Genomic DNA, 23419 nt, shown 5'->3' with positions numbered 1-23419 from the left:
TTAGGAGAAAAGTTGATGTTTATAAGTGTGTTTTAGTGTGTGTATGATGTGGGAGGGGGTAATTTGTAAGTGTGTAAAAGTAGGCGAAGCCGAGAAAATTGGGGACACTAGAAACGTTGATACTATCAACTTATCACAGGATGTGGTAACAGTTTCCCTTATGCTCTTTTATTAGATATATGGGAGGAAAAATATAGGCAAATTGCCTAGTCAAAATATGGTCAAATTTCCCCCTGCTTCACTCTATAAAAAATTAATTTGGAAAATGGTGTGTTTATGGATAATTGGAAAACGATGTTAGAAGTTGCGAAAGAGTTGGGGATTACAAAAAGTTTAGTTAGATATCACCGTCAAAAATTGGAGGATATTGATATCAAAAAACAAGGTGGTGTAACATACATTTCCCCTCAGGGTGTTATGAAAATAAAGAGCTTTTTACGGTCAACGGATTACGATGAAAGCTTTGAAACAATAGTTAAAAATCAACTCAGTTTGATTCAAGAATTATTAATGAGTCGGACAGAGTTGTATAGAGAAAATACTAGAGATACTATTGAACAATTTCGAGAATTTTTAATTCGTTCACCAGATAGTTTAAAAGTTTTACATGAATTGGAGGAAAGGTCAAAAGGAACACCAGAGAATGAGTTTTATTTCGTACTTGCAGATTATATTGAATTGAAAAGTAAGAGGCATTATGATTTTTTGGTGGAGTAGAAAGGATGGAGAATAAATGACTAACGGAAAACGAAGTGAGTTAAAAATTCGTGGATTAACTCAACTGGAAATTGATTATTTAAAATCACTTGCTAAAAAGAAAAAAGCAAAATCTTTTAATGAGTTTTTACTTCAGATTTTGCGTGAAAAAATTGAATTTGGTAAATTCAATAGAGCTCAAGAATTATATGTAGCTCATTTGGAAAATATGAAATTAGCTTCAGACCATATTCAAAACCAAGTTCAAAAACAAACAGAACAATTAGATAATTTCAACGAAAAGATGAATTGTTATGGCGATCATATTTCACGTTGGCTAGAGTATGAAGGGGAGGTAGAATGTGATGACTAAAGATTTACTTATTCGAAACATACCAGAAGATATGTTTATTCAACTACATATGATGAAAAAGGAACAAAATTTTCCTTCTTTCAATGCGTTTATGTTAGCTCAGCTGGAAAAAATTTGTCAATTAGATGGCTTGAATTTATATGACAATGCCTTTTCTAAAAGTTTGACTGAAATTAAGGAACAGCAGAACAAAATTTTAGAGTTATTAATAAAAAATGAGATAACCATTTTGGGAGTTAGTGGGAAACAAGAAATAGTCGAAGAGCTGACAGTTAGCTGGTTAAATCGTGTTATGAAGGAGTGATTTTAGGCTAAAAGTTTGGTATAATAAAGCAAGTAAACAGGAATAAAGGAGATCATCTATGATGAAACAGAAATTGATGCTTATTTTAGGAGTTCTTGGCCTCTGTATTGCTATCTTAACGGCTTGTTCAGGTAAAACTTCACAAAATGCAGACGGCACACCTAGCACCCTAAAAAGTCGTTATTTGGGGTATTATCGATCTGATACAGATAATGCAACATTTTTTGATGAAACAACTAATGAGTTTGATTTTGATGTGAATAAGAGTACAATTTCAGACGGAACTGAAATTGAATCTCATATCAAAACATATCAAGTATTGTCTGAGGATGAGCTAGCTTCTAACTTTAAAGGTCAAGCTGAAAAAAATAAGGGAGAGATAAAAAATACAGATACTGCTGTTTTCTATATCGGTTTGGTAAGTGATGATAGAAATGGCAATAAAGATGGTAAAATTTCAGCAGATGAGCAACGTTCGGTATATCAAATTATTTTGAGTAATAACGGTAATAGTATTAAAATTCTTTCGTTGGGTGATGGTTGGGATCAGTTTGTTTTTACCGGAACAGCTAAAGACTAGTATTTTAAAGGAGCTTACTGGCTCCTTTTTTTGTTTGTCCCTTTAATACAAGATATTTCATTATCTATTATGCTATAAATAAAAACCGTAGGGAGAATATAATGAAATATGATAATTTTTCAGATTTAATGTCAAGATTCGATCACTTACATGGTAAGATTCCAATAACAGATGAACGTTCGGCTCCTTTAGTTGAATTTTACAAGTATTGGAGCAATTACCTGGAACCAACACCAGCTTATTTAGCGTTTTTATCCAGTTTATGGGGTTCTTTGGCTAAAGGGCTGTATTTTATAACTGCTAGTCTAGAACATGTTTTTAACAATTTATTTAAGCTTTTTGGGCTTTTTGGATATCTAGGTAATCAGAATACAATTATAGGTCAGTTCTTTTACTGGTTTCAGGTAATTGGAACATCTCTGTTTGCCTTAATACTCGTTGTGTCAGCTGTTACAGGAGTTTTTACAAAACCAGTTAAATATAAAAATGTAATCTTAAATTTTTTGATGGTGACCCTAGTATCTTCAGCTTTACCGTTGGCTTTAACGACAATATCTACGGCTATTTCTGAAGATGTGCAGAGTGTTCAGAAAGTAGAGAGTACCTCAGGAGACAATTCAAAGTATTTCTCTTCTCTAGCTATTCAACCTATGAAAAATAATGTTGTAGATTTGAAAGTTTTAATTGATAAGGATTTTTCAACAGAACTTTTCCCAATGGATGACTATGGCTTTATTAAACCTATTCAGGAAGGCTCGACTCCTCTTAATAATATTACAGATAGTCCAGATGAACGTGATACCTCTGATTTTGCTTCACGAATTGATTTTAGTGCCACATTTGGAGCGACTGACACAGTTCTATTAGATGCTCTTGAGGCAAAACAAAAGGGATTAAAAGGACTCTTTCTTCATCAATTAAATGCAACTCAAAATGGAATTTTAACTGTTGACGAACATCGCATTATAAAGGGGTTAAGTGCTTTTGAACCAGTGTATATGCGTTATAAAGTCAATTGGATTGGGATGTTTGCTCAGTATTTTATTTTGATTATTCTTTTAACGAGTATGGCCATTAAACTCGTAAAATCTATTTTTGATATTCTTATTGAAGCACTTATTTCACCTCTAGTCGGTTATACTTCACTTTCTAACTCTAAAAAATATAAGGAATTATTAAGAACAATTGGCGGTGCTGGAGCAGGTATCTTCTTTGAGGTGATCATTATGCGTGTAACGCTTGAGATTTTCCGAGATTTACCAGTTCTCTCTGTCTCAGCTGTGGCGAAGCTTTCTGGAGGATTCTTTGAAGGCCTTAATAGTTGGGAACAAATGATAGCAGCCTGTGTAGTTTATGTTGGAGTATTCTTTGCATCAATGCAAGGAGTGGCCATGATTGAGCGCTGGCTTGGAGTTTCAACCGGTCATAGTGAAACAGCTCAACAACTGCTCGGTGCTATGATGATGGGCAATGCCTTTGCGACTGGAGCAGGTGGTGTCTTTAATGGTAGCACGGCACTTGGTCAATTTGGTATGGATATGGCTAAAAAAGCTCCAGATGCCTTGTCTAAAGGAAGTCAGATCCTAGGGAATAGCCTTGCCAGAACTGGAGGTGGTATTCAAGGTGCTTGGAACTCTGTAAAAGACCAGGGCTTGATGAATGCGGCCAAAGGTGGTGTAAGCAATATGGTTGATTTGGCAGAATGGAAAACTTTTGAAGCCATGCAAAATACGAAAGGGGCAGTAGGTAACGTTTTAAATAACCTAGATGATAAGGCCGTCTCTGCTCAAAATGCGACCTATAACGCTCTGAAAAATGATGCTGTTCCTGGAATTGGTCAGCCTGGACCAATTGACATTCCTGAGCCTTCAATTGATCCAGGAACAACAGAAGCCCCTATTGTCGATTCAACTTCTTCAGCTGAAGGAATGGAGTCCCCAATTCAAGATCCAACTCCATATGCAGAAGCACCTATTGTCGATACAACTCCTTCAGCTGAAGGAAAGGAGCCACCAATCCAAGATCCGAATCCACCTGCAGATGCACCAGTTTCAGAATCACAACCACCAGCACAGCCTGATTCTTCTCAACAAAAATTTCAACAGAGCATGAATCAAATGAATTACATGAACCAACAAATGCAACAAGCAGGACAGCGTATGCAGGGAGGACGTCATATCACAGGTGCTGAGAGTGAAGAAGATGATAATTAATGTTGACGTTTTTTTGAAAAAATGGCAAACTACTAACATTGTATTTGTTTGTTAGACTTAATAGTTTGTACCTATATCTTTAACTCCTGATTTATATCAGGAGTTTTTTGTAGAATTAAAATAAATTTGCCTAAAGTTCTACCTGACTTGTACAATAGCTCTATTGTACTAAAGGAGGTTGTGGCAGGTGCTAGATGAACGTTTATTCAAGGAGAATTTATTAGAGAGTAGCGGTAAAGATTTTTTAAATTGGATAAAATCTTATGATGATTCACAAGTACCTATCATGAAGCGAAGAGGTTATACCTGTGTTCATTCAATGGAGCGAACAGTAGCTTTTACATTTGGGGAATTTACTTTTAGGAGAAGGCGTTGGAAAAAAGGAGATAACTGGATAATTCCTGTTGATGATAAATTGGGTTTAGAGAGAAATACTAGGTATTCCAGAGAATTTATGTACCAAATAGCTAAATTATCTACTATGATGTCTTATGGAAAAGTGATACAAGTGATTGAAATGACTTATAATATTGTAATTACCAAACCTACAGTCGTTAAGGCAGTTAAACTATGCGCTGATTTGTTGAGGAAACAGGAAAGTTACCAGTCTTATCAAGAATCAAACGAAATAAAAGAGAAAGTAGATGTCATCTACGTAGAGGGAGATGGTGTAATGGTAAAATCAAGTGATAAAAATCTAAATAATCGCCGTATAGATCTTTCTCATTTTGTCGTACATACAGGAAGCAAAAAGATAGGGAGTAAGAGATTTGAATTGCAAAACAAAAAGGAATTTATTTCACCAAAAAATCGTTTAGTGAGAGAGCAGGTAATAGACTATTTAACTAATACTTTCGAGATTAGTAAAGAAACTATTTTTGTCACTAATTCAGATGGAGGGCATGGCTATACACCGTATGTCTTTAAAGAAATGGCAAAGATACTCAGAGTAAGTCGCCATGAGCATTTTTGGGACGAATATCATCTTAATCATAGTTTAAAGAGCTTTTTCAATTCTTATCCATCAGAGCTTTTAGAGAAAGCGTTTCAAGCGATTCAAAGGCATGATAAAAGTTTATTACGTAGTGTTTTAGATACGACAGAGGCTTTAATAGAGACTCAGGAAGAGATAGAACAGTTCTATAAATTTAAACGGCGCCTTCTTCAAAATTTTCAATATACCAAGCCTGCAGAATTGAGAGGCCTTTCACATTCTGGAATAGGTATAATGGAAAGTCAGCATCGTAAAATTACTTACCGTATGAAGAGAGGTGGAAAATATTGGACAGAAAAAGGAGCAGAAGCTATGAGTAAAATGATACTCTTGGCTGATAAAGACAAACTCCGGGAATTATTATTGGGGTCTTGGATTGTTGACTATGATCAAATTCAAGAGCAAAGAGGGCTATCTGGTGGGGAGGTTAGACGCTTAGAGTCCAAAAAAACAAGTCAATATATGCCAACTGGAAAAATTACCTGGAAGAAATTTAAACCCTGATATTTAGAAATAGTTGCACCAGGGGATAAAACGTGCTATAATGATATCAAATTTAAGCAAATAAAAAAGCCGTAAGGACTGCAATCCTTACGGCACCGAGTAAGTAAAAACCGAAAGAAGAAATTTTATTTCCCCAACTTACTCAGTCTACATACTCTATGTTAAAGCATAATGAGCAGAATGTCAAGACTGGGACAAGGGAAATCCTAGTTTTTTTTCTTGCTTGGGGGTCTCTCTCATAGGGTTTGAGGTTTTCTAAAAAATTTTACCACTTACTTCTGCTATAAATTTCTTTACTTTTTTGTGGAAATTTGGTAAACTGTATCTTGTGTGTAATGGACGCACAAAAATACAGTTTATCCGCTGAGGAAGGTTCCTCAAGATTGACAAAGATAGGAGAATAAAATGAATCCATTAATCCAAAGCTTGACTGAAGGTCAACTTCGTACAGATATCCCATCATTCCGTCCTGGTGACACTGTTCGTGTACACGCGAAAGTTGTCGAAGGTAACCGTGAACGTATCCAGATTTTTGAAGGTGTTGTTATCGCACGTAAAGGTGCTGGCATCTCAGAAAACTACACAGTTCGTAAAATCTCTAACGGTGTAGGTGTTGAGCGTATCTTCCCAATCCACACTCCACGTGTTGAAAAAATCGAAGTTGTTCGTTACGGTAAAGTACGTCGTGCGAAATTGTACTACTTGCGTGCTCTTCAAGGTAAAGCAGCTCGTATCAAAGAAATCCGTCGTTAATTCGACTAAAAAACTCTGCTTCTTCAGCAGAGTTTTTCTCTAGCTCCCTTAGTTCAATGGATATAACAACTCCCTCCTAAGGAGTAGTTGCAGGTTCGATTCCTGCAGGGGGCATTTTAAGAAGTGTAAAGAAACAAAAAGAACACTGAAGATTCAGTGTTTTTTTCTTACTTTTTTATCTCATAAGAAAGCAAGAAAATATAGATAGAGCAAAGAGAGCGCTCTCTTTTTATGTTATAATAGGCATAGAATGTTTAGGAGAAAGAGATGAAAAAAGGCTTATTAATAGGTTGCTTATCCGTAGTTATTCCCATTGCAATGCTTATAATCCTTAGTCCTATTATTGCTATGATGGATATGTGGGGGTTATTTGCCCATGCAAGTCGGAATGAACTTGAGCAAGCTGTACATCGTTCTTATGAGAACTACGGTCTTACAGGACAGTTTAAGTTAGAAAAATATGAAAAAAACTATACGAGCGTGGGAGGATTTGTTATCCATGGTACTTATAGTGAAACTATAGCTGGTAAAACTTATCAGGCTAAGAGTCGTTTTGAATACTATACTCGTCCTTCGGAAAACGAAAAGTATAAAAAGACGGATGCAGAAGTTGCTTACAAACAAAATGAACAAATTTATCGCGCTTTTCCAGAATTAGCCTATCTAGGGATTGAGATTAGTCCAGGTACTAGCGAATTTTTAAAAAAATTGGATAGTTCAATAACAGATCCAAAAATGACTGCTTTGAAGTACGATGGGATTGATTTTCAATTTAATAGTAAATCTGGCAATATGTATCTTTATGATGAAATTTTAGAGGAAAATCAAAGAAAAGGACAAGCATTACAAGGGATGTATCCTATGGATGCTCACTATCTTTTCCAAAAAGGTATCTTTATACCAGAATTTCAATTTCGATATTACATTCCAGAAGACAAGAAGGATCAGTTATATAATGCTTATCTTAAAGACCTTGAATCGCAAATGAAAGAGTTTTTTAACAATCAACCCTTACCTAGTGGTCTTTATGCTGTAAAGATTGATAGATATGAAGGGGATAAACTTGTCAATAATAGCGGTTGCTATTATGTGAAGATTGAGAATCATCAAGTTGTGGAGTTTATCAAAGATTTACAGTAGGAGTTACTATGATAATGCTCTTCAACTATTCAGAATTTAATAGAAAGAGGGTTTAGATTAGATGACACAAGAAGAATACTTGCAATTAAGAAAAGAATATAAAATTCGCCTAGCATTAGTAATCCTTCTATTCCTATTATTTTCTATCCTAAACATCGTACTTATTATAAATTCCAATAGATTTATCCCATTAGGAGCGACAGCTATGGCTACAGTTGTGCCGTTCAACCATTTCTTACTCGTGCCACTTTGGGAAGAGAAAAAAGTGATTGAAGCTGAAAGAGAAGAACTGGATGCGCTGATGTTTGATGATGAAGAGTAATCTGTATTCTAAAAAATAGCCCAGGAGTGAGACGTTTATCTCTAACTTCTGGGCTATTTTTTTTATATTCTGATCCTGTTACAAGACCCAAGTACGGATGGCATGGGCAACGCCAGATTCGTCATTTGTTTTAGTGATGTATTTGGCGATTTTTTTGATTTCTGGATTTCCATTTTCCATGACAACGGGACTTCCAACGACTTCCAGCATGGCGCGGTCATTTTCTTCGTCACCGATAGCCATGGTTTCATCTTTGGTCAATCCTAGTTTTTCAGCTAGGTGAGTAATAGCTGAGCCCTTGTCTACATTCTTTTTAAGGAGTTCAAGGTAGAAAGGTGCAGATTTGTTGATAGAGTAGCGCTCGTAAAATTCGGCTGGTATTTTTTCAATGGCAGCATCGAGTATTTCTGGTTCATCGATGAACATACACTTGACGATTTCTTTATTGGCCATTTCTTCAGGTGTACGGTAGAAAATAGGCATGCTGACGAGGGTTGATTCGTGCACTGTATATTTTCCGATATTGCGATTGGCAGTATAGATACCATCCTTGGTAATAGCGTGCATGTGAACACCGAGCTTGCGACTGAGGAATTCCATATCCAGATAATCCTCATAGGTCAAGGATTCGCTGATAATCTCATGTCCTGTAGCGGTTTCTTGGACAAGGGCACCATTGAAAGTCACAACATAGTCACCCTCGTCTCTCAACTGCAAGTCGTCTAGAAGCTTGGCAACACCTGCGATAGGGCGGCCAGTTGCAATCACGACTTTGACACCAGCTTCTTTGGCATCTTGGATAGCAGAAAAGACTTCAGGAGTGATTTCCTTTTGGCTGTTGACTAAAGTTCCGTCAATATCAACGGCGATTAGTTTAATACTCATAAATTTCCTCTTCTAGTTTTTATTTGGAGTAAAATGATCGTTCTCAATCAAGTGTAAAAATTGCTGGGTAATACTTGCAAAGATGCTGTTTTGGTCCAACATTTCTTTCGGAAAATAAAAACGATTATCTCCGTGGCGACTGCCAGCAAGGGATTGGACGATAGGAGACAGGCTAGAGAGTTCGGCCAGTTCTCCATTTTTTTGTAAAATCTCAATCTGTGTCCGTGGATTTTCAGATTCGGGACGATAGATATCATAAGGGAGGTCAAAATTCTTATGAATAGCAGTATAGTAGTCGGGATCAAAGCCGATGTCCTCAACCAATTTTCTCATACTAGCAAGTTGGTCTTGGTCTTCTTGTGAAAAGGTAATGGATTTAAAGACCTTGCGGTTGACAAAGCGTTGCGACAGGTCTGCAAGAATCTTGTCAGGACTGGTCATCCAGAGTTGGAAGTAAGTATTCATCACACCATCATCTAGAGCCAGATAGTCAGTCAAGGTCACATTTTTTTCGAAGAAAGGTAGGAGGTGTGGAGAAGTTCGTGCAAAGAAGTCTTTGTCTTCGAGATAGAGTTCCTTGGCATGCTTGAGGAGATTCTGTAGGAGAACTTCCATGGCGCGTGTTGCTGGGTGGAAATAAACCTGCATATACATCTGATAGCGACTGAGGACATAGTCTTCGATGGCGTGCATACCATTGCGCTGAAAGGCGATACCATTTTCGACTGGACGAATGACTCGGAGGATGCGAGTCAGATCAAATTCCCCATAAGATGCTCCTGTAAAATAGGAGTCGCGCAAGAGATAGTCCATACGGTCCGCATCGATCTGACTGGAAATGAGCTGCACAACCTGCTTGTTAGGGTAGGTGTGGTCAATGACACTGGCCACTTTTTCTGGGAAATCAGGCGCCACTTGTAGTAGGACTTGGTGAATCTCTGTCTCAGGACTTTGGATAATCTCCTGAGTAATGGCTTCGTGGTCTGTATCAAAGAGATGTTCAAAAGTATGCGAGTAGGCACCATGCCCAAGATCATGTAGGAGAGCAGCGGTCATGGTCAAGAGAGACTCGGCAGGATTCCATTCGTCAGGGTATTTTTCTTCAAAAATCTCTGTGATGCGACGAGCAATCTCATAGACCCCCAAGCAGTGGGAAAAGCGACTGTGTTCTCCACCGTGGAAGGTATAACTGGAAGTTCCCAGTTGCTTGATACGACGTAAACGCTGAAATTCTTTTGTATTAATTAAGTCATAGATGATTTGATTATTGACATGGATGTAGTTGTGAACTGGGTCACGGAATACTTTTTCGTTCATATGACCATTATAGCAAAAAGCTAGAGTTTTTGGTAAAATAGTAGGACAAGAGACAAGAAAGAGGACCTGATGTGAAGATTCGGATGCGAAATACGATTCAGTTTGATGAGCAGTTGGAAGTGATTGACCAGCTTTATGATGTAGAAGTGCATGAAAAGGGAGATTATAGCTACCTGCTTTTTTATAATGAGGAAAAGGAAAAAGTAGTTATTAAATTTCATGGTCAAGAACTTGTGATGAGTCGATTTTCCAATCCCAAGACCATTATGCGCTTTCTAAAGGATAGCGATAGTTTAGCCTATATTCCTACACCTATGGGCATTCAGGAGTTTATCATTCAAACGAGCCGTTATGAAGTTGATGGGCAAAAGATACATTTAGATTATCAACTACAAAATCAAGAGGGACATCCCTTTGCCAGCTATCAATTGGAAATTACTTGGGGCTAGGTATGACTGGGGACGAGGTTATAGCAACGAAGCTGATTAAGTTTATGAAATCAAGCTTTTCTTGCACATTTTTAGTAGCTGAAACCTTTATTTTTTCAGATTAAGGTTATAACACTCATTCCATTACCTATTATTTATTAAAGCGAAATATAATACCCGTCTTCCCTAATACTTGTTCCAAATGAGTAAATAGGATTTGAGGCCTAGCGATTGTGATTATTGTATATTCAAAATCTAAAAATTGATAAAAGGGACAGTGAATGTCCCTTTTCATTTCTATAGAATTCAGAGTTTTAGATAGGATAGATTGGTAAATAATGAAGAAAATATTTTGGAAAAATAGCCCCCAAAAAGGGGATTTGTCTTCCAAAATAGTACTAACATTATCCATGTTGGTTTTTCTTCTTGTTTTCGTGAGTCTTTATAAAGTAATCTATCTCCTTTTGAGACCTAAGGATAACAACTTTATCTGGATAGGTTTCTTGAACCCACTTGTAGCGTTCTTTAGCGGATTTGCTCCGCCCATCCCAGAGAATCCATCTGATAAACTCCCAATTAAATTGTTCTTGACAACCAGCTGCCATACTTTCTCTGACCTTACCTCGATATGTGAGATACCGTTTAAATGCTCGAAAGAGACAGGTCAATGGCGAAAAATTGAGAAAGATGATTTGGTCAGCTTCCTGCATTCTTTCCTCATAGAAACACCAAGAATAATTACCATCAATAACCCAAGCTTCATGCTTGGTGAGAAAGTTATTCATCTCGGCCAACATCCATTCACGGTCACTGTCTTGCCAACCGGGTTGAAATTGGAGTGTGTCCATGTGCAGTTTTGGGATGGAGTAGCAGTGAGACAACTTTTCGGCTAGAGTTGACTTACCAGCACCAGAATATCCGATAATTGCGATTTTCATTTTCTACCTTTTCCTATTTGAGGACAAAAAAACAGCCTCTATGGACTGTTTCTTATTTAGCAAGTTTAGCTGAAAGACGAGCTTTGTCGCGGCTTGCTTTGTTTTTGTGAATCAAACCTTTAGTTTCTGCTTTATCGATAGCTGAGCTAGCAGCACGGAAAAGTTCTTCAGATGGGTTTGCTTCGAAAGCTTTGATAGCAGTACGCATAGCTGATTTTTGAGCTGAGTTCTTTTCGTTCTGTTTAACGTTCAATTCAGCGCGTTTGATAGCTGATTTAATGTTTGCCAATGTTCTTACCTCCATATTTACTAACTATACCATTATATCTGAAAACTTACGTTTTGACAAGGGAAAATTATTTTTTTAAGTAAATTTCATCTATTTCATGGTTCTTTGTTTTATGAAGAATCACTTCCGCACGATTTCTGGTCGGTTCAATATAATTTTGTAAATTTGTGAGATTGATACTGGTCCAGACCTGATGGGCAAAGGATTCCACTTCTCCAATCGGCATTTGAGTAAAACGATAATAGTAGCTATCAGGGTCGTTTTGGGCTAGGCTCAGCATTTTCAAGAAACGGTCGAGATACCAACTCTCGATGTCATCGACTGCAGCATCAACATAGATGGAAAAGTCAAAGAAATCAGTGATATAGAGACGCTCGTTTTGTGGATTTTGAAAGACATTGATTCCCTCGACAATCACAAAGTCAGCAGCTTTGACGCTTTGTTTTTCCTCAGGTATGATGTCGTAGACTTCATGAGAATAGACAGGAATATCTACATCTTGTCCATTTTTGATGCGGTCCAAGAAGTTGAGAAGAGCTTCCATATCATAGCTTTCAGGAAATCCCTTCCGATTTAGAATCCCTTGCTCAATCAAGGTATGGTTGGGATAGAGAAAGCCGTCAGTTGTTACCAACTCAACCCTAGCATCTGTAAGTGTACGTGATAGCAGTATCTGAAGCAGGCGGCTGGTTGTTGATTTTCCAACGGCAACACTCCCAGAAACTCCAATGATAAAAGGTTGGGATTTGCTTTCACGTTGAAGGAAAATTCCTTTTGAAAAGGCCAAGTCATCCTTGGTACGCTTGTAAATATGGATGAGATGGGCTAGGGGAAGATAGACATCGGTAACATCCTGTAAGCTAATCTGGTCATTAAAACTCTTGATGGATTCTAATTCCTCTTCTGTCAAAGGAGGTGTTGTCTTTCGGTGTAAAGATTGCCAAGTTTGGCGACTGATTTTTTCAAAATGTAACAATTCGTTGGTCATAAGTTTGTCTTTCTGATTCGATATCTTAGTATAGCATATTTTGGGACTAAAAACATCTAGTATCTTATAGAAAAAGTTTCTCTCGATTAAAACAATAATGACAAACTACATCGTATTGTCAAATTACTTGGAAACGATTTAATATTTCGTTAAATTATGGTAAAATAGTTTCATGAGTAAAATGTATTATGCAGAAAATCCTGACGCTGCTCACGACATTCATGAGTTGAGAGTAGAGTTGTTGGGACAAAAAATGACTTTTTTGACGGATGCTGGTGTTTTTAGCAAGAAAATGGTTGACTTTGGAAGTCAACTCTTGCTCAAGTGTCTTGAGGTCAACCAAGGAGAAACTGTCCTTGATGTAGGCTGTGGTTACGGGCCTTTGGGCTTGTCCTTGGCTAAGGCTTATGGAGTTCAGGCGACCATGGTCGATATTAATAATCGTGCCTTGGATTTGGCGCGACAAAATGCTGAACGAAATAAAGTAGAAGCGACGATTTTCCAGTCTAACATCTATGAACAAGTTGAAGGCACATTTGACCACGTCATTTCCAATCCTCCTATCCGTGCGGGCAAGCAAGTGGTTCATGAAATCATTGAGAAAAGTAAAGATTTCTTGGAAACTGGTGGAGATTTAACAATTGTTATCCAGAAAAAACAAGGGGCCCCAAGTGCTAAGTCTAAGATGGAAGATGTGTTTGGCAATTGTGAAGTCGTTAAAAAAGATAAGGGATACTATATCCTTAGAAGTATGAAAGAATGAGAGCAGTTGATTTAATCCAAAAAAAACGTGATGGTCAAGAACTGACTTCAAGTGAAATCGAATGGCTAGTTGAAGGCTATGTGTCAGGAACGGTTCCTGATTATCAGATGTCTGCCTTTGCTATGGCTGTTTATTTTAAAGGAATGACAACTCGAGAAATCTCTGATTTGACTATGAAAATGGTTCAGACAGGGCAGGAGTTTGATTTATCCGCTATTGATGGGGTTAAGGTTGACAAGCATTCTACGGGTGGTGTTGGTGACAAGGTGACCTTGATTTTAGCTCCTTTAGTAGCGAGTTTTGGAGTTCCAGTCGCAAAAATGAGTGGTCGTGGTCTCGGCCATACAGGCGGAACAATTGATAAATTGGAGTCCATTAAGGGTTATCAAGTTGAGCGCAGTCAAGAGGATTTCATTGCACAAGTGCAGGATATTGGTGTATCTGTCATTGGGCAATCAGACCAGCTGGTAAAAGCCGACAAGCTTTTATATGCCCTTCGTGATGTGACCGCAACCGTTGACACGATTCCTTTGATTGCGAGTTCGGTGATGAGCAAGAAAATCGCAGCAGGGGCGGATGCTATTTTGCTAGACGTGACTGTCGGTGAGGGTGCCTTCATGAAAACGGTTGACGAGGCGCGTGAATTAGCTCAAACCATGGTGGAACTTGGTAAGGCAGTTGGTAGAAAAACGGTAGCAGTCATTACGGATATGAGTCAGCCCTTGGGACGAGCGATTGGAAATCGTCTGGAGATCCTTGAAGCACTGGAGATTTTACAAGGTCAAGGACGCCAGGATATTACCCACTTCATCTGTGAATTGGCTCAAATTATGCTTAGCCTGGCAAATGTAAATAAAACAGTTGAAGAAGTTCGCCAACATCTTGAAAATGGTCAAGCACTGGTTAAGTTTGAGGAGATGGTCAAAGCCCAGGGTGGAGACTTGGAAGACCTCTATCGTCCTGTAAATGTAGCCTATGTGGTGGAAATCCCTGCTCAGGAAACGGGTGTCATTTCAGCTCTTCCAGCTATGGAATTTGGACTTTATGCTATGAGACTGGGGGCAGGCCGTGCAGTCAAGTCTGATGCCTTAGACTATGAAACAGGAATTGTTTTTGAAAAGAAAGTTGGAGATTCCGTTCAAAAGGGAGAAATTGTTGCAAAAGTATACACAAATGGAAAAATTTCTCCTCAGCTAGTTACAGATTTTCAAAAATATGTTAAAATAAATGATAGCGTGCAAAGTTTACGAGAAATTATAGAAATAATCTCATAAACTGCAGGAGAATCCGAATATGAAATTAAATAAATATATCGATCATACACTTTTGAAACAAGATGCGACAGTAAATCAAATTGATTGTTTGTTGTCTGAAGCTAGAGAGTATGATTTTGCCAGTGTTTGCGTTAATCCGACCTGGGTTGAACATACTAAAAAAGGGCTTGAAGGCACAGATGTCAAGGTCTGCACAGTAGTAGGTTTCCCCCTGGGAGCAACAACTTCAACTGTGAAAGCTTTTGAAACCAAGGAAGCTATCCAAAATGGTGCAGATGAGATTGATATGGTGATCAATGTTGGAGCTCTCAAAACAGGTAATCTTGATTTGGTTGAGTCGGATATTCTCGCAGTAGTAGAAGCAAGTGGTGACAAGTTAGTGAAAGTCATTATTGAAGCTTGCCTTCTGACAGACCAAGAAAAAGTTGTAGCCTGCCAATTAGCTCAAAAAGCTGGAGCTGATTTTGTTAAAACATCTACTGGCTTTTCAACTGGTGGTGCGACGGTAGCAGATGTTAGATTAATGCGTGAAACAGTTGGTCCTGATATGGGTGTCAAGGCTGCTGGGGGAGCTCGTTCTTATGCAGATGCTCTTGCATTTGTAGAAGCAGGGGCGACCCGTATCGGAACTTCAGCTGGGGTAGCCATTTTAAAAGGAGAATTGGCTGATGGCGACTACTGAGTTGATTGAACTAGCAATTGAAACTAGCAAGAAAGCCTATGTGCCCTATTCTCATTTTCCAGTCGGAGCTGTTTTAGTAGCGAAAGATGGTAGTATTTATACAGGTGTCAATATTGAGAATGCTAGTTATTCTTTGACTAACTGTGGAGAACGTACAGCGATTTTTAAAGCAGTTTCTGAAGGCCAAATAGAATTTTCAGAATTGATTGTCTATGGTCAGACTGAAAAACCAATTTCACCATGTGGCGCTTGTCGCCAAGTGATGGCTGAATTTTTTGAACAAGATCTAAAAGTGACCTTAGTCGCAAAAGATAAATCGACGGTCGAGATGACGGTCGGGGAATTACTTCCATACTCTTTTACAGACTTAAACTAGTCTGAGTCGCTCTCTGAGTGGCACGGTCCTTGTGGCCAACCAATCCATACTTGCAACATCGTTGCACATCTTATTTAGGAGGTTCAGTAATGAACAAGAAACAATGGCTAGGCCTTGGTCTAGTTGCAGTGGCAGCAGTTGGACTTGCTGCATGTGGTAACCGCTCTTCTCGTAACGCGGCTTCATCTTCTGATGTGAAGACAAAAGCAGCAATCGTCACTGACACTGGTGGTGTTGATGACAAATCATTCAACCAATCAGCTTGGGAAGGTTTGCAAGACTGGGGTAAAGAACACAATCTTTCAAAAGATAAAGGCTTTACTTATTTCCAATCAACAAGTGAAGCTGACTACGCTAACAACTTGCAACAAGCGGCTGGAAGTTACAATCTAATCTTCGGTGTTGGTTTTGCCCTTCACAATGCGGTTGAAGAAGCAGCTAAAGAACACTCAGATATCAACTATGTCTTGATTGATGATGTGATTAAAGATCAAAAGAATGTTGCTAGCGTAACTTTCGCTGACAATGAATCTGCTTATCTCGCAGGTGTTGCAGCAGCTAAAACAACTAAGACAAAACAAGTTGGTTTTGTAGGTGGTATGGAGTCTGAAGTTATCTCTCGTTTTGAAGCTGGTTTCAAGGCAGGTGTTGAGTCAGTAGACCCATCTATCAAAGTACAAGTTGACTATGCTGGTTCATTTAATGATAATGCCAAAGGTAAAACAATTGCAGCGGCACAATACGCAGCTGGTGCAGACGTTGTTTACCAAGTAGCTGGTGGTACAGGTGCAGGTGTCTTTGCAGAAGCAAAATCACTCAACGAGAGCCGTCCTGAAAGTGAAAAAGTTTGGGTTATCGGTGTTGACCGTGACCAAGAAGTAGAAGGTAAATACACTTCTAAAGATGGTAAAGAATCAAACTTTGTTCTTGTATCTACTTTGAAACAAGTTGGCACAACTGTAAAAGATATTTCTAACAAAGCAGAAAAAGGTGAGTTCCCTGGCGGTCAAGTAATCGTTTACTCATTGAAAGATAAAGGGGTTGACTTGGCAGTAACAAACCTTTCAGAAGAAGGTAAAAAAGCTGTTGAAGATGCAAAAGCTAAAATCCTTGATGGAAGCGTAAAAGTTCCTGCAAAATAATGGATGGAAGTCATTTCTTAGGAAGCGGCCCTCGGCCGCTTTTTTAAGAGTTGAGACAAAATCATTTTGTCTCAGTAAAGCTTGCTACTAGACAAACTAGCAAGTTTTATTGAAATAAAATAAGACTCTGAAAGGAAGAGCACATGGCACACGAAAATGTCATTGAGATGCGTGATATTACCAAGGTGTTTGGTGAATTTGTTGCCAACGACAAAATCAACCTTCACCTACGAAAAGGTGAAATTCATGCACTTTTAGGAGAAAATGGGGCCGGTAAGTCCACGCTAATGAATATGTTAGCAGGGCTTCTTGAACCAACCAGTGGTGAAATTGTGGTCAACGGTCAAGTTGTCAACCTCGACTCACCATCTAAAGCAGCTAGCTTGGGAATCGGGATGGTTCACCAGCACTTTATGTTGGTAGAAGCCTTCACAGTGGCTGAAAACATCATTTTAGGAAGTGAATTAACTAAAAATGGTGTGCTAGATATTGCTGGAGCTAGCAAAGAAATCAAGGCTCTTTCTGAACGTTATGGCTTAGCTGTTGACCCTTCTGCCAAGGTGGCAGACATCTCAGTTGGAGCCCAACAACGTGTAGAGATTTTAAAAACCCTTTATCGGGGGGCTGATATCCTTATCTTTGATGAACCAACGGCCGTTTTGACTCCATCAGAAATTGATGAGTTGATGGCTATTTTGAAAAATCTTGTCAAAGAAGGAAAATCAATTATATTGATTACCCACAAGTTGGACGAGATTCGCGCAGTTTCTGACCGCGTTACAGTTATCCGTCGTGGGAAATCAATTGAAACTGTCGAAATTGCAGGAGCTACCAATGCTGATTTGGCGGAAATGATGGTAGGACGTTCTGTTTCCTTTAAAACTGAGAAACAAGCCTCTCAACCAAAAGAAGTGATCTTGTCTATCAAAGATTTAGTGGTCAATGAAAACCGTGGTGTTCCAGCTGTTAAAAATCTGTCCTTGGATGTTCGTGCTGGAGAGATTGTTGGTATTGCGGGGATTGATGGGAATGGTCAGTCTGAACTGATTCAAGCCATTACAGGTCTTCGCAAGGTTGAATCTGGTAGCATTGAGCTAAAAGGAGATTCAATTGTAGGCTTACACCCACGGCAGATTACAGAACTAAGTGTTGGGCACGTTCCAGAAGACCGTCACCGTGATGGCTTGATTTTGAAAATGATGATATCTGAAAATATTGCCCTTCAAACCTACTATAAAGAACCACATAGTAAAAATGGAATTTTGAACTATTCAAATATTACTTCTTATGCTAAAAAGCTAATGGAAGAATTTGATGTTCGTGCTGCCAGTGAATTTGTGCCTGCAGCTGCACTCTCAGGAGGAAATCAACAAAAAGCAATTATTGCTCGTGAAATTGATCGAGATCCTGATCTCCTTATCGTCAGCCAGCCAACTCGTGGGTTGGATGTCGGTGCCATTGAATATATCCACAAGCGCTTGATTGAAGAGCGTGATAATGGCAAGGCTGTCCTTGTTGTCAGCTTTGAATTGGATGAGATTTTAAACGTCTCAGACCGTATTGCCGTTATCCACGATGGTAAGATTCAAGGTATTGTATCACCAGAAACAACCAATAAACAAGAACTTGGTGTCTTGATGGCTGGTGGAAACTTGGGAAAGGAGAAGAGTGATGTCTAAAAAATTACAACAAATTTCGGTTCCCTTGATTTCTGTCTTCCTAGGAATTTTACTTGGAGCCATTGTCATGTGGATCTTCGGTTATGATGCTATTTGGGGCTACGAAGAATTGTTCTATACAGCATTTGGCAGTCTGCGTGGGATTGGTGAAATCTTCCGTGCTATGGGTCCTTTAATCTTGATTGGTCTTGGTTTTGCCGTTGCCAGTCGCGCTGGTTTCTTTAACGTCGGACTTCCTGGTCAGGCTTTGGCAGGTTGGATTCTCAGTGGTTGGTTTGCCCTGTCGCATCCAGATATGCCCCGTCCCTTGATGATTCTAGCAACCATCGTGATTGCCCTGATTGCTGGTGGGATTGTCGGAGCGATTCCAGGTATTCTTAGAGCCTATCTAGGGACATCAGAGGTTATCGTAACCATCATGATGAACTACATTGTCTTGTATGTAGGAAATGCCTTTATCCATGCCTTTCCTAAAGACTTCATGCAAAGTACAGATTCTACGATTCGTGTTGGGGCTAATGCAACCTACCAGACACCTTGGTTGGCTGAGTTGACTGGTAACTCGCGGATGAATATTGGTATTTTCTTTGCCATCATTGCAGTTGCAGTTATTTGGTTCATGCTCAAGAAAACAACTCTTGGTTTTGAAATTCGTGCAGTTGGTCTTAATCCTCATGCATCAGAATACGCTGGTATTTCTGCAAAAAGAACGATTATCCTCTCAATGATTATTTCAGGTGCCTTGGCTGGTCTTGGTGGAGCCGTTGAAGGACTTGGAACCTTCCAGAACGTCTATGTTCAAGGGGCATCATTAGCTGTCGGATTTAACGGGATGGCGGTTAGTCTGCTTGCGGCAAATTCACCAATTGGTATTCTCTTTGCAGCTTTCCTATTTGGTGTTCTCCAAGTTGGAGCCCCTGGTATGAATGCGGCGCAGGTACCATCTGAGCTTGTCAGCATTGTAACAGCGTCTATTATCTTCTTTGTCAGTGTTCATTACCTTATCGAACGCTTTGTCAAACCTAAAAAACAAGTTAAAGGAGGTAAGTAAAGATGTCTATTACAACCTTGCTCACCCTCTTGGTGTCTTCTATGCTGATTTACTCAGCGCCCCTCATCTTTACAAGTATTGGTGGTGTTTTCTCTGAACGTGGTGGTGTAGTAAACGTCGGCCTTGAAGGAATTATGGTTATGGGTGCCTTTTCTGGAGTTGTCTTTAACCTTGAATTTGCAGAACAATTTGGAGCAGCAACTCCATGGCTATCTTTGCTAGTTGCAGGATTGGTTGGAGGCCTCTTCTCTATCATCCACGCAGCAGCGACGGTTCATTTCCGTGCAGACCATGTTGTCAGCGGTACGGTATTGAACTTGATGGCGCCAGCCTTGGCTGTTTTCTTAGTGAAAGTTCTTTATAACAAAGGACAAACTGACAACCTAAGTCAGACTTTTGGACGCTTTGACTTCCCAGTCTTGGCAAATATCCCAGTTATCGGAGATATCTTCTTCAAGTCAACTAGTCTACTTGGTTATCTAGCGATTGCCTTCTCCTTCCTTGCTTGGTTTATCCTCTTCAAGACTCGCTTTGGTCTTCGTCTTCGCTCTGTCGGTGAACACCCTCAAGCAGCGGACACTTTGGGAATCAATGTATACAAGATGAGATATTTAGGAGTTATTATTTCAGGTTTCCTAGGTGGAATTGGCGGAGCGATTTATGCTCAATCAATCTCAGTTAACTTCTCAGTGACAACTATTGTTGGACCTGGATTTATCGCCCTTGCTGCGATGATCTTCGGAAAATGGAATCCAATCGGAGCCATGCTTTCTAGTCTTTTCTTTGGACTTTCACAAAGTTTGGCTGTTATCGGATCTCAATTGCCGTTCCTACAAGGAGTGCCTACTGTTTATCTTCAAATCGCACCTTATGTTTTGACAATTCTTGTCTTGGCAGCCTTCTTTGGAAAAGCAGTTGCACCAAAAGCAGATGGTATTAACTATATCAAATCAAAATAAGCATACAAAAAACGTCAGTTCTGTTCAAACTGGCGTTTTATTTTTTAGGATGTTGATGAGTTAGGTTTAGTCCCCAAGGGACTAAATTTTCAGTTTTATTTTTGATACGTGTGATATTATCCTTATGACGAATGATAATCAAACTAGCAAGAGCTAGGATAATAGCGATGAAGAGAGGGTTATAGTGACTCAGGATAAAACCAAAAAGTGGAAAGAGTAGAACTCCGATAACAGCCGCGATAGATGCTGTGACACTAGACAGTGAAATCATACTACCCAAATAGAGGGTCCCAAAGAAAACAACTGCAAGGTAGAGACAGAAGACAGGCGCAAATCCGAAAATCACTCCCGCACTGGTTGCGACAGCCTTGCCACCCTTAAATCCTGCAAAGATAGGGAAGGTATGGCCGATTACAGCCAAAAGTCCAAAGGTGAGAGGCGAAACGCCTTGCAGATGAAAAATAATTGGAAGAAGTGTTGCTAGAGTTCCTTTGAAAAAGTCAATGACAAAGGTCGCCATACCTGCTTTCTTTCCTAAAATGCGGAAAGTATTGGTTGTTCCGGTATTTCCAGAACCATGTTCACGCAGATTGATTTGAAAGAATACTTGTCCAATCCAGAGACCAGACGGAATCGAACCCAGCAGATAGGCTAGGATTAATAAAACTATTGTAATCATACTCCTATTATATCATGAAATGGAGAAGAAAGGCAGAGAATCTCTTCTGAAATTGTCACAGCGGAGAAAGAAAAATTTTGCAAAATCCTTAGAAAACCTGTAGAATAGTAAAGATGAACGAATAGGAGGTTCCTTGTGTCAAAAAAGGAAATCAATATTAACAATTATAATGATGATGCCATTCAGGTGCTAGAAGGGTTGGATGCGGTTCGAAAACGTCCAGGGATGTATATCGGATCGACCGATGGTGCTGGGCTCCACCACCTAGTCTGGGAAATCGTCGATAATGCTGTCGATGAGGCCTTGTCTGGATTTGGTGACCGTATTGATGTGACCATCAATAAAGATGGCAGTTTAACGGTTCAAGACCACGGACGTGGGATGCCGACAGGTATGCACGCAATGGGAATCCCAACTGTTGAGGTTATCTTTACCATCCTTCACGCCGGAGGGAAATTCGGTCAAGGTGGTTATAAGACATCAGGTGGACTCCACGGGGTGGGTTCTTCCGTTGTTAACGCTCTTTCAAGTTGGCTGGAAGTTGAAATTACCCGTGATGGGTCAATCTATAAGCAACGTTTTGAAAATGGTGGAAAACCTGTCACGACTCTGAAGAAAATCGGTACAGCGCCCAAGTCTAAAACAGGTACCAAGGTTACGTTTATGCCTGATGCAACGATCTTCTCTACGACAGACTTCAAGTACAATACCATCTCAGAGCGTCTTAATGAATCAGCCTTTCTCTTGAAAAATGTGACCTTGTCTTTGACGGACAAGCGAACAGATGAAGCGATTGAATACCACTATGAAAATGGGGTACAAGACTTTGTTTCTTACCTGAACGAAGACAAGGAGACCTTGACACCAGTTCTATACTTTGAAGGTGAAGACAATGGTTTTCAAGTGGAAGTAGCTCTCCAGTACAATGACGGATTTTCAGATAACATTCTGTCCTTTGTCAATAACGTTCGCACCAAGGACGGTGGAACACATGAGACTGGACTCAAATCTGCTATCACTAAGGTCATGAATGACTATGCGCGTAAGACGGGGCTTCTCAAGGAAAAAGATAAAAACCTTGAAGGTTCAGACTATCGTGAGGGACTAGCAGCCGTTCTTTCTATCTTGGTTCCTGAAGAACATCTCCAGTTTGAAGGACAGACCAAGGACAAACTAGGAAGTCCACTAGCTCGCCCAGTTGTGGATGGAATAGTGGCTGATAAGTTGACCTTCTTCCTCATGGAAAATGGAGAATTGGCTTCTAATCTTATTCGCAAGGCTATAAAGGCTCGTGATGCTCGCGAAGCGGCACGTAAGGCGCGTGATGAGAGCCGAAATGGGAAGAAGAATAAGAAAGATAAGGGATTGTTGTCTGGAAAATTGACCCCAGCCCAGTCTAAAAATCCAGCTAAGAACGAACTCTATCTGGTCGAGGGTGACTCTGCCGGTGGATCTGCCAAACAAGGTCGTGACCGCAAGTTTCAGGCTATCTTGCCTCTTCGTGGTAAGGTTATCAATACAGCCAAGGCCAAGATGGCGGATATCCTCAAAAATGAAGAGATCAATACCATGATTTATACCATTGGTGCGGGTGTTGGCGCAGATTTTTCTATTGAGGATGCCAACTATGACAAGATCATTATCATGACCGATGCGGATACTGACGGTGCCCATATCCAGACTCTTCTTTTAACATTCTTTTATCGCTACATGCGTCCGCTAGTTGAGGCAGGACATGTTTATATCGCCCTTCCACCTCTTTACAAGATGTCCAAAGGAAAAGGCAAGAAAGAAGAAGTGGCCTACGCATGGACGGATGGTGAGCTAGAGGAACTCCGCAAACAATTTGGCAAAGGAGCTACCCTCCAACGCTACAAGGGGCTTGGTGAGATGAATGCAGACCAACTCTGGGAGACAACCATGAATCCAGAAACTCGAACTCTCATTCGTGTCACGATTGAAGATCTAGCACGCGCAGAACGTCGAGTCAATGTCCTCATGGGAGACAAGGTCGAACCACGACGTAAGTGGATTGAAGACAATGTCAAGTTTACGCTGGAAGAGAGTGGGGCGTTTTGATTGGAGAAAGT

General features: G+C 39.7%; 25 protein-coding genes and 1 tRNA gene. 20 read left to right on the top strand and 6 right to left on the bottom strand.

Going from position 1 to position 23419, the window contains the following annotated elements:
* The first annotated feature begins 276 nt into the window (after window positions 1–276).
* From D8849_RS01760 to D8849_RS01715, 10 genes are all read left to right on the top strand, one after another.
* Window positions 277–717 carry a hypothetical protein gene (locus D8849_RS01760; protein ID WP_007520128.1) on the top strand — a complete coding sequence of 147 codons (441 nt, stop codon included), beginning with the start codon at window positions 277–279 and terminating at the stop codon, window positions 715–717.
* A gap of 16 nt (window positions 718–733) precedes the next feature.
* A complete protein-coding gene (locus D8849_RS01755; protein ID WP_084872785.1) occupies window positions 734–1069 on the top strand; it encodes a hypothetical protein in 336 nt (111 codons plus the stop codon).
* The gene (locus tag D8849_RS01750) at window positions 1062–1373 is read left to right on the top strand and encodes a hypothetical protein (protein WP_038804255.1); all 312 of its coding nucleotides are present in this window, start codon (window positions 1062–1064) and stop codon (window positions 1371–1373) included. The genes D8849_RS01755 and D8849_RS01750 overlap by 8 nt, the downstream gene beginning before the upstream one ends.
* 58 nt (window positions 1374–1431) lie before the next feature.
* Window positions 1432–1953, top strand: coding sequence for a hypothetical protein (locus D8849_RS01745; protein WP_125385995.1), 522 nt, complete (start codon window positions 1432–1434; stop codon window positions 1951–1953).
* Between the two features lie 101 nt (window positions 1954–2054).
* A complete protein-coding gene (locus D8849_RS01740; protein WP_125385994.1) occupies window positions 2055–4166 on the top strand; it encodes a pLS20_p028 family conjugation system transmembrane protein in 2112 nt (703 codons plus the stop codon).
* Window positions 4167–4353: 187 nt separating this feature from the next.
* Complete coding sequence (locus D8849_RS01735) at window positions 4354–5664, top strand: ISLre2 family transposase (RefSeq protein WP_125385993.1); 1311 nt, start codon at window positions 4354–4356, stop codon at window positions 5662–5664.
* Between the two features lie 405 nt (window positions 5665–6069).
* Window positions 6070–6417: a 50S ribosomal protein L19 gene (rplS, locus tag D8849_RS01730; RefSeq protein WP_001068669.1), complete on the top strand. Its 348-nt coding sequence runs from the start codon at window positions 6070–6072 to the stop codon at window positions 6415–6417.
* 42 nt (window positions 6418–6459) lie between these two features.
* Window positions 6460–6531 (top strand) — tRNA-Arg (locus tag D8849_RS01725).
* 153 nt (window positions 6532–6684) lie between these two features.
* On the top strand, window positions 6685–7557 hold the full coding sequence (locus D8849_RS01720; protein WP_042751402.1) for a hypothetical protein: 873 nt from the start codon (window positions 6685–6687) through the stop codon (window positions 7555–7557).
* Between the two features lie 61 nt (window positions 7558–7618).
* A complete protein-coding gene (locus tag D8849_RS01715) occupies window positions 7619–7879 on the top strand; it encodes a hypothetical protein (RefSeq protein ID WP_235228659.1) in 261 nt (86 codons plus the stop codon).
* Window positions 7880–7957: 78 nt separating this feature from the next.
* Here the strand turns inward: D8849_RS01715 and yidA are convergent, their stop codons facing one another.
* The gene (gene yidA / locus D8849_RS01710; protein ID WP_125385992.1) at window positions 7958–8764 is read right to left on the bottom strand and encodes a sugar-phosphatase; all 807 of its coding nucleotides are present in this window, start codon (window positions 8762–8764) and stop codon (window positions 7958–7960) included.
* 12 nt (window positions 8765–8776) lie between these two features.
* The gene (locus D8849_RS01705) at window positions 8777–10081 is read right to left on the bottom strand and encodes an HD domain-containing protein (protein ID WP_125385991.1); all 1305 of its coding nucleotides are present in this window, start codon (window positions 10079–10081) and stop codon (window positions 8777–8779) included.
* A 71-nt stretch (window positions 10082–10152) separates the two neighbouring features.
* Here D8849_RS01705 and D8849_RS01700 point away from each other — a divergent pair, with 71 nt between their 5' ends.
* Complete coding sequence (locus D8849_RS01700; RefSeq protein ID WP_125385990.1) at window positions 10153–10530, top strand: YwiB family protein; 378 nt, start codon at window positions 10153–10155, stop codon at window positions 10528–10530.
* A 383-nt stretch (window positions 10531–10913) separates the two neighbouring features.
* On the opposite strand, the gene D8849_RS01695 is transcribed toward D8849_RS01700, so the two are convergent.
* From D8849_RS01695 to coaA, 3 genes are all read right to left on the bottom strand, one after another.
* Window positions 10914–11447 (bottom strand): DNA topology modulation protein, encoded by a 534-nt coding sequence (locus D8849_RS01695; protein ID WP_070478753.1) that lies wholly within the window; start codon window positions 11445–11447, stop codon window positions 10914–10916.
* A 52-nt stretch (window positions 11448–11499) separates the two neighbouring features.
* Window positions 11500–11736 (bottom strand): 30S ribosomal protein S20, encoded by a 237-nt coding sequence (rpsT, locus tag D8849_RS01690; protein ID WP_001274000.1) that lies wholly within the window; start codon window positions 11734–11736, stop codon window positions 11500–11502.
* Window positions 11737–11803: 67 nt separating this feature from the next.
* Window positions 11804–12724, bottom strand: a complete 921-nt coding sequence (coaA, locus tag D8849_RS01685; protein WP_125385989.1) for a type I pantothenate kinase — start codon at window positions 12722–12724, stop codon at window positions 11804–11806.
* Window positions 12725–12896: 172 nt separating this feature from the next.
* Here coaA and D8849_RS01680 point away from each other — a divergent pair, with 172 nt between their 5' ends.
* From D8849_RS01680 to D8849_RS01645, 8 genes are all read left to right on the top strand, one after another.
* Entirely contained in the window at window positions 12897–13487 is a 591-nt protein-coding gene (locus D8849_RS01680) for a class I SAM-dependent methyltransferase (protein ID WP_125385988.1), read from the top strand.
* Complete coding sequence (locus D8849_RS01675) at window positions 13484–14761, top strand: pyrimidine-nucleoside phosphorylase (protein ID WP_125385987.1); 1278 nt, start codon at window positions 13484–13486, stop codon at window positions 14759–14761. Before D8849_RS01680 ends, D8849_RS01675 begins: the two co-directional genes overlap by 4 nt.
* 19 nt (window positions 14762–14780) lie before the next feature.
* Window positions 14781–15443: a deoxyribose-phosphate aldolase gene (gene deoC, locus D8849_RS01670; protein ID WP_125385986.1), complete on the top strand. Its 663-nt coding sequence runs from the start codon at window positions 14781–14783 to the stop codon at window positions 15441–15443.
* On the top strand, window positions 15430–15819 hold the full coding sequence (locus D8849_RS01665) for a cytidine deaminase (RefSeq protein ID WP_049551615.1): 390 nt from the start codon (window positions 15430–15432) through the stop codon (window positions 15817–15819). The genes deoC and D8849_RS01665 overlap by 14 nt, the downstream gene beginning before the upstream one ends.
* Before the next feature lie 89 nt (window positions 15820–15908).
* Window positions 15909–16961: a BMP family lipoprotein gene (locus D8849_RS01660; RefSeq protein ID WP_125385985.1), complete on the top strand. Its 1053-nt coding sequence runs from the start codon at window positions 15909–15911 to the stop codon at window positions 16959–16961.
* Window positions 16962–17104: 143 nt separating this feature from the next.
* A complete protein-coding gene (locus tag D8849_RS01655; protein WP_125385984.1) occupies window positions 17105–18640 on the top strand; it encodes an ABC transporter ATP-binding protein in 1536 nt (511 codons plus the stop codon).
* Window positions 18633–19691 carry an ABC transporter permease gene (locus tag D8849_RS01650; protein WP_084888380.1) on the top strand — a complete coding sequence of 353 codons (1059 nt, stop codon included), beginning with the start codon at window positions 18633–18635 and terminating at the stop codon, window positions 19689–19691. The genes D8849_RS01655 and D8849_RS01650 overlap by 8 nt, the downstream gene beginning before the upstream one ends.
* Window positions 19692–19693: 2 nt before the next feature.
* Window positions 19694–20650: an ABC transporter permease gene (locus D8849_RS01645; RefSeq protein WP_033677420.1), complete on the top strand. Its 957-nt coding sequence runs from the start codon at window positions 19694–19696 to the stop codon at window positions 20648–20650.
* Window positions 20651–20687: 37 nt separating this feature from the next.
* Here the strand turns inward: D8849_RS01645 and plsY are convergent, their stop codons facing one another.
* Window positions 20688–21329 carry a glycerol-3-phosphate 1-O-acyltransferase PlsY gene (plsY, locus tag D8849_RS01640; protein WP_125385983.1) on the bottom strand — a complete coding sequence of 214 codons (642 nt, stop codon included), beginning with the start codon at window positions 21327–21329 and terminating at the stop codon, window positions 20688–20690.
* Between the two features lie 135 nt (window positions 21330–21464).
* On the opposite strand from plsY, the gene parE reads away from it, so the two are divergent.
* A complete protein-coding gene (gene parE / locus D8849_RS01635) occupies window positions 21465–23408 on the top strand; it encodes a DNA topoisomerase IV subunit B (RefSeq protein WP_125385982.1) in 1944 nt (647 codons plus the stop codon).
* Window positions 23409–23419 lie beyond the last annotated feature (11 nt).

Source organism: Streptococcus mitis (assembly GCF_003942765.1).
Taxonomy (GTDB): Bacteria; Bacillota; Bacilli; order Lactobacillales; family Streptococcaceae; genus Streptococcus; species Streptococcus mitis_BE.
Note: the sequence above shows the minus strand (reverse complement) of the source record. Positions and strands in the feature narration are given on the sequence as shown.